The sequence below is a fragment of the Burkholderia sp. KCJ3K979 genome (genome assembly GCF_016759955.1).
GTDB lineage: Bacteria > Pseudomonadota > Gammaproteobacteria > Burkholderiales > Burkholderiaceae > Burkholderia > Burkholderia orbicola.
This window is the reverse complement of sequence record NZ_JACFYV010000031.1, coordinates 37,792-44,988: the sequence shown is the minus strand read 5'-3', so window position 1 is coordinate 44,988 and position 7,197 is coordinate 37,792. Positions and strand designations below refer to the sequence as shown.

Genomic DNA, 7,197 nt, shown 5'->3' with positions numbered 1-7,197 from the left:
AGGTTTGCCCGGCGCGGCTCCCATCATGGGGCTGGATCACTCCATCCACGACCCCGGATAGATTCGAGCAAGTCCACTTTAGGTCAACACTGCCTCGCTTGCAAAAATCGGGCTGACCATAGATTTTTATTCATCGAAAACGAAGCCCCCGCTCAGCGCCCGCCCGCCTTCGGCACATTGTCCGACTGCTTCCCGCGCACGAGCTTCCACACCGCACCCAGCGCGACCGGCACGATCGCCGCGCCGATCCCGACCAGCACGATGACATTCAGGTACTGGCGAATGAACGGAATGTTGCCGAAGAAATAGCCGAGCAGCACGAGCAGCAGCACCCACACCAGCGCGCCGATCACGTTGAACAACTGGAAGCGCGCGACGCTCATCGACGAAGCCCCCGCGACGAACGGCGCGAACGTGCGCACGACCGGGATGAAGCGCGCGAGCACGATCGTCTTGCCGCCGTGCTTGTCGTAGAACGAGTGGGTCTTCTGCAATGCGGCGCGATCGAGGAACCGCTCGAGCACCGGGATATGCGTATTGAACACCTTCGGGCCGACCCAGCGGCCGATCAGGTAGTTCACGGTGTTGCCGGAAATCGCCGCGACGAGCAGCAGCACGATCAGCAGGCCGACGTTCATTTCGCCCGTGGCTGCGAACGCGCCGCCGATGAACAGCAGCGAATCGCCGGGCAGGAACGGGAACACGACGAGCCCCGTCTCGCAGAACACGATCAGGAACAGGACGAGATAGACCCACGCGCCGTACTGCCGGATGAAATCGCCGAGGAAAGCGTCGATATGCAGGACAAGGTTGACGAAATGAAGCAGCGTATCCAAATGCGATTCCTCGAAGGCGATGGGGCCGGAACGGCCGAACAGGCCAGACATGGCCGAGGCGCGCGCCAGTCAAGGCGGCGCGTGCAACGGGGTGATGATACCGAAACTACCTTAAGGCTCCGTGAAAAAACGTAACGGCCGGCCGCGCCGGCACGCGTTCGCCGCCTCGCTATAATTCGGCCATGTCCGATATCACCGAAACGGCCGCGGGCGCCGCGCCCGCCCCCGCCGCGCGCCCGCTGCGCGCGATCCAGCCCCTGCCCGACCAGCTGATCAGCCAGATCGCCGCCGGCGAGGTCGTCGAACGCCCGGCGTCGGTCGTCAAGGAGCTGCTCGAGAACGCGATGGACGCCGGCGCGACGACGCTGCGCATCGTGCTGGAAGAAGGCGGTGTCAAGCGCATCTCGATCACCGACGACGGCTGCGGAATTCCGCCCGACGAACTGGCGCTCGCGCTGATGCGCCACGCGACCAGCAAGATCCGCTCGCTTGAGGAGCTCGAGGCGGTCGCGACGCTGGGGTTTCGCGGCGAAGCGCTCGCGTCGATCGCGTCGGTGGCCGAAATGTCGATCACGAGCCGGACGGCCGACGCCGCGCATGCGATGAAGATCGATGCGCAGACGGGCGTGCTGTCGCCCGCCGCCGGCTCGATCGGCACGACGATCGAGGTGCGCGAGCTGTACTTCAACACGCCCGCGCGGCGCAAGTTCCTGAAGAGCGAGCAGACCGAATTCGGCCACTGCCTGGAAATGATCCGTCGCGCGGCGCTCGCGCGGCCGGACGTCGCGATCTCGGTGCTGCACAACGGCAAGGCCGTCGAGCACTGGAATGCGACCGAGCCCGCGCAGCGCGTAGCGAAAATCCTCGGCGACAGCTTCGCGACCGCGCACCTGCCGCTCGACGAGCAGGCCGGCCCGCTCGCCGTCTACGGCTGCGCCGGCCTGCCGACCGCGAGCCGCGGGCGCGCCGACCAGCAGTATTTCTTCGTGAACGGGCGCTTCGTGCGCGACAAGCTGCTGACGCACGCTGTGCGCGCGGCCTACGAGGACGTGCTGCACGGCGACCGCTACCCGTCGTACGTGCTGTTTCTCGACCTGCCGCCAGAAGCCGTCGACGTGAACGTGCATCCGTCGAAGATCGAAGTACGGTTCCGCGATTCGCGCTCGATCCACCAGTACGTGTTCCACGCGGTCCAGCGAGCGCTCGCGCGCCACGCGGGCGCGTCGCCGGAAACCACCGCGGGCGGCCATGCCGCACATCTCGAACCGGCCCCGCGCGGGCCCGCGTCGTTCCTCGACACACCGCTCGGTCAGGGCACGAGCCACACGACCGGTGGCACGGGCGGCAGCGGCTTCTCGTCGCCATCGTCTTCATCGTCGGCGGGCAACACGTGGATGCGCCAGGCGCGGATGACGCAGGGCACGCTGCCCGTCGCGCAGCCGCTCGCGCTCTACGACGCGCTGTTCGGCCGCAAGGACAGCGGCGCGGGCACGCCGGACGGCACGACGCTCATCGCGCGCGATGCGGCCGATTCGACCGACGCGCCAGCCGCGCCGCTGCAGGGCTTCGCCGCGTCGCCGCTCGCCGCCGGCGCGCACGACGAGCAGCCGCTCGGCTTCGCGCTCGGCCAGATCCACGGCATCTACGTGCTCGCGCAGAATGCGTACGGGCTCGTGATCGTCGACATGCACGCGGCCCACGAACGAATCCTGTACGAGCAGTTCAAGAGTGCGCTCGCCGACCGCACGGTCGCCGTGCAGTCGCTGCTGCTGCCGATCTCGATGACGGCCACGCCGGTCGAGATCGGCACGGTCGAGGAAGAGCGCGACACGCTCGAATCGCTCGGCTTCGACCTCGCGGTACTGTCGCCGACGACGCTCGCGATCCGCGCGGTGCCGGCGCTGCTGAAGGATGCCGACCTGCAGTCGCTCGCGCGCGCGGTGCTCGCCGATCTGCACGCGTTCGGCGGCTCGCGCGTGCTCACCGAGCGCCAGCACGAACTGCTCGGCACGCTCGCGTGCCATCACGCGGTGCGCGCGAACCGGCGCCTGACGCTCGACGAGATGAACGCGCTGCTGCGCCAGATGGAGGCGACCGAGCGCGCGGACCAGTGCAATCACGGCCGGCCGACCTGGTATCAGCTCACGCTGAACGATCTCGACCGTCTCTTCATGCGCGGGCAATGAGCGCTTCTTCGCAGTCCCGCCCGACGACGATCGCCTGCCTGCTCGGCCCCACCGCTTCGGGCAAGACGGCCGCGGCGCTGGCGCTCGCCGCGCGCCGCCCGATCGAGATCGTCAGCGTCGATTCGGCGCTCGTCTACCGCGACATGGATATCGGCACCGCGAAACCGTCGCGCGAGGAGCGTGCGAGCGTGCCGCATCACCTGATCGACATCATCGACCCGGCGGACGCGTATTCGGCCGCGGAATTCCGCGCCGACACGCTCCGGCTGATCGGCGAGATCGTCGCGCGGGGCCGCACGCCGCTGCTCGCCGGCGGCACGATGCTGTACTACAAGGCGCTGACGCAAGGGCTCAACGACTTGCCGGGCGCCGACCCGGAAGTCCGCGCGGCACTCGACGCCGACGCCGCGCGCGACGGCTGGCCCGCGCTGCACGCGCGGCTCGCGCAGGTCGACCCCGACACGGCCGCGCGGCTCGCGCCGAACGATTCGCAGCGAATCCAGCGTGCACTGGAAATCTTCATGCTGAGCGGACAGCCGATGTCGGCGCTGCTCGCCGCACCGCGCCGCACCGACGATGCGGCCGCCGCGTACCGCTTCGTGCCGGTCGCGCTCGAGCCGTCGGACCGCGCGGTACTGCACGCGCGGATCGCGCAGCGCTTCGACGCGATGCTCGACGCGGGCTTCATCGACGAAGTCGAACGGCTGCGCCGCCGCGACGATCTCCATCCCGACCTGCCGTCGATGCGCTGCGTCGGCTACCGGCAGGCATGGGAATTCCTCGACGGCGATACCGACTACCGGACGATGCGCGACAAAGGCATCTTCGCGACCCGCCAGCTGTGCAAGCGCCAGATCACGTGGCTGCGCGCGATGCCGGAGCGGATCGTGGTCGACTGCATCGCGCCGGATTCGACGGCCCGCGCGCTCGACGCGCTCGAACGCGTGCTCGACGGCCGCACGCCGGACTAGCCGCTCAGCCCGCCCGACGCGCCGCAAGGCGCGCGCGCGCGCCGTCGACGATCCACGCGATGCCGCGCTCGAACGCTTCGTCGCCGCTGCGCTCGCGCAGCGCGGCCCAGCCTTTCGCGAACAACGGGTACTCGGCCGCGTCCGGCAGCAGCGCATCGGTGTCGCCGTCCGGCCGCGCCTGCTCTTCCAGCACCCATCCGACCACGAAGCGCCCGATCGCGACCATCACGTCGACCGCCTCGTCCGGCTTGAAACCCGCTTCACCGAGCAGCGCGACCTTGCGTTCGATCGAACTGAAATGCAGCGCGCGCGGCCGCGTGCCGGCGTGCAGGCGCGCGCCGTCGCGATAGGCGAGCAGCGCGCGGCGAAAACTGCGCGCGTTCTCGGCGAGCCACACATCCCACACGTCGCCCGGTCGGGGCAGCGACTCACCGTGGCGCTCCAGCATGATCGCCTCGGCCATCGCGTCGAGCAGCTCGGCCTTGTTCCTGAAATGCCAGTACAGCGTCGGCGACTGCACGCCGAGCCGCTCGGCGAGCCGCCGCGTGGACAGCCCGTCGATCCCCACCTCGTCCAGCAATTCGAGCGCCGCGCGCAATACCGTGTCGCGCGTCAGTCGCGCGCCTGTGTCTTTCATCTCTATCACCGATAGGGAAACTGTGGAATACTGTGCACTCTATCATCGATAGAGTGATGCTCTTGAATCCGTCCCTGATTGCCATCCTGGCCACGGTCCTGCTCGACGCGATCGGCGTCGGGATCGTCATGCCGATCCTGCCCGGGCTGCTGCGCTCGCTCGCAGCCGCGGGCAGCACCGACACCCACTACGGCGTCCTGCTCGCGCTGTACGCGTTCGCGCAGTTCCTGTGTGCGCCGCTGCTCGGCGCGTTGAGCGACCGTTTCGGCCGCCGCCCGGTGCTGCTCGCGTCGCTGGCCGGCGCCGCGCTCGACTATCTGCTGATGGCGCTCGCGCCGACACTCGCGTGGCTTTACGTCGGCCGGCTGATCGCGGGCATCACCGGCGCGAACGTCGCGGTCGCGACCGCGTACGTGACCGACGTGACGGCCGAGCCCGACCGCGCACGGCGCTTCGGCCAGTTCGGCGCGATGATGGGCATCGGCTTCATCGCCGGCCCGTTGATCGGCGGGCTGCTCGGCGTGCTGCATCTGCGTGCGCCGTTCGTCGCGGCCGCGGTGCTCAACGCGCTGAATCTCCTGCTCGTATGGCGCGTGCTGCCGGAATCGCGACCGCGTTCGGCCCGCGAAGGCCAGGCGGTCGGCGCGCTCAACCCGTTCGCGAGCCTGCGCCGGCTGAGCGGCGCGCCCGCGCTCGCGCCGCTGGTCGGCATCTACGTGATCGTGGCGCTCGTGTCGCAGGCGCCCGCGACGCTGTGGATCCTGTACGGCCAGGAACATTTCGGCTGGTCGACGCCGGTCGCGGGGCTGTCGCTCGCCGGCTACGGCGCGTGCCACGCGCTCGCGCAGGCGTTCGCGATCGGGCCGCTGATCGCGCGGCTCGGCGAGCGGCGCGCGCTCGCGCTGGGCCTCGCGGGCGATGCGCTCGGGCTGGCGATCATCGCGTTCGCAACCGCCGCATGGGTGCCGTTCGCGCTGCTGCCGCTGTTCGCGGCTGGCGGCATGACGCTGCCGGCATTGCAGGCGATGCTCGCGCGGCAGGTCGACGATGCGCGTCAGGGCGAACTGCAAGGCACGCTGGCGAGCGTGGCGAGCCTGATCGGCATCGCGGGGCCGCTGGTCGTCACCACGACCTACGCGGCGACGCGTGCGACATGGCCGGGGCTCGTGTGGGCCGCGGCCGCCCTGTTGTACCTGCTCGTGCCGCCGTTGCTGGCCGGCGCGCGCCCGGCGAACGCGCCGCGAGCGTCCGCATAAGCGTCGGCGTGCGCCGTCGCGCTGAGCCCGCGACCGTCCGAAAAAAAAGCCGCCCGGATCGCTCCGGGCGGCTTTTCCTGCTGCATCTGCTTGCCCTGCGTCAGACCACGACCGTCTGCGCCTCGCCTTCGCGGGTCGCACGCACGGTGCCGATCTTCCACACCTGTTCGCCGGCGGCGGTCAGGTCGGCGATCGCCGCGTCGGCATCGGCCGCCGACACGATCACGGCCATGCCGATCCCGCAGTTGAACACGCGGTGCATTTCCGCGTCGGCGACGCCGCCGTGCTCCTGCAGCCACTTGAACAGCGGCGGCAGCGGCCATGCTTTCTGGTCGAGCTCGGCGGTGAGACCTTCGCGCAGCACGCGCGGGATGTTCTCGACGAGGCCGCCGCCCGTGATGTGCGCCATGCCCTTCACCGACAGCTTCTGCATCAGCGCGAGCAGCGGCTTCACGTAGATGCGCGTCGGCGCCATCAGCGCGTCGGCCAGCGAGCGGCCATGGAAATCGGCGGACAGATCCGGGTTCGCGCGCTCGATGATCTTGCGCACGAGCGAGAAGCCGTTCGAATGGATACCGCTCGATGCGAGGCCCAGCACCACGTCGCCTTCGGCGATCGTGCTGCCGTCGATGATCTTGCTCTTCTCGACCGCGCCGACCGCGAAGCCGGCCAGGTCGTATTCGCCGTCCGGGTACATGCCCGGCATTTCGGCCGTTTCACCGCCGATCAGCGCGCAGCCCGACAGTTCGCAGCCCTGCGCGATGCCCTTGACGACCGTTGCGGCCGTGTCGACGTCGAGCTTGCCACACGCGAAGTAGTCGAGGAAGAACAGCGGCTCGGCGCCCTGCACGAGAATGTCGTTGACGCTCATCGCGACCAGATCCTGGCCAACCGTGTCGTGTTTGTTCAGATGAAACGCGAGCTTGAGCTTGGTGCCGACGCCGTCGGTGCCCGACACGAGCACGGGCTCCTTGTACTTCTTCGGCACTTCGAACAGCGCGCCGAACCCGCCGATGCCGCCGAGCACGCCGTCGCGCAGGGTTTTCTTCGCAAAAGGCTTGATCTTGTCGATGAGCGCGTCGCCTGCGTCGATGTCGACACCTGCGTCGCGATAGGACAGACCCTGAGCGTCGGGAGCGGATTTCGGAGGATTCATGGGGGAATGCGAGAAGGTCGGTAAAATGCGATTTTACCCGAAGCCGGCCCGTTGGCCGGAATTCCCAGCACCGAATCGTCAGGGATTGCATCTTGGTCAACACGTCCCCGTTTTCATCGCCGGGCGAAGCGCGCCGAAACCCGCGCCGCGCCGCC

Annotated in this window: 6 protein-coding genes; 3 read left to right on the top strand and 3 right to left on the bottom strand. The window is 68.9% G+C overall.

The window, feature by feature from the left end; genetic code table 11:
- Nucleotides 1–152: 152 nt before the first annotated feature.
- The gene (locus tag H3O04_RS10250; RefSeq protein ID WP_174389351.1) at nt 153–836 is read right to left on the bottom strand and encodes a DedA family protein; all 684 of its coding nucleotides are present in this window, start codon (nt 834–836) and stop codon (nt 153–155) included.
- Between the two features lie 182 nt (nt 837–1,018).
- Between H3O04_RS10250 and mutL the strand changes: the two genes are divergently transcribed.
- Both mutL and miaA read left to right on the top strand, forming a co-directional pair.
- Complete coding sequence (mutL, locus tag H3O04_RS10245) at nt 1,019–3,022, top strand: DNA mismatch repair endonuclease MutL (RefSeq protein WP_011544649.1); 2,004 nt, start codon at nt 1,019–1,021, stop codon at nt 3,020–3,022.
- Nucleotides 3,019–3,993: a tRNA (adenosine(37)-N6)-dimethylallyltransferase MiaA gene (gene miaA / locus H3O04_RS10240; protein WP_078040678.1), complete on the top strand. Its 975-nt coding sequence runs from the start codon at nt 3,019–3,021 to the stop codon at nt 3,991–3,993. The genes mutL and miaA overlap by 4 nt, the downstream gene beginning before the upstream one ends.
- Before the next feature lie 4 nt (nt 3,994–3,997).
- On the opposite strand, the gene tetR is transcribed toward miaA, so the two are convergent.
- Nucleotides 3,998–4,630 carry a tetracycline resistance transcriptional repressor TetR gene (gene tetR / locus H3O04_RS10235; RefSeq protein WP_202587619.1) on the bottom strand — a complete coding sequence of 211 codons (633 nt, stop codon included), beginning with the start codon at nt 4,628–4,630 and terminating at the stop codon, nt 3,998–4,000.
- 62 nt (nt 4,631–4,692) lie between these two features.
- On the opposite strand from tetR, the gene tet reads away from it, so the two are divergent.
- The gene (gene tet, locus H3O04_RS10230; protein ID WP_414429503.1) at nt 4,693–5,886 is read left to right on the top strand and encodes a Tet(A)/Tet(B)/Tet(C) family tetracycline efflux MFS transporter; all 1,194 of its coding nucleotides are present in this window, start codon (nt 4,693–4,695) and stop codon (nt 5,884–5,886) included.
- 100 nt (nt 5,887–5,986) lie between these two features.
- On the opposite strand, the gene purM is transcribed toward tet, so the two are convergent.
- Nucleotides 5,987–7,042, bottom strand: a complete 1,056-nt coding sequence (gene purM / locus H3O04_RS10225; RefSeq protein ID WP_069255850.1) for a phosphoribosylformylglycinamidine cyclo-ligase — start codon at nt 7,040–7,042, stop codon at nt 5,987–5,989.
- Nucleotides 7,043–7,197: the final 155 nt, after the last annotated feature.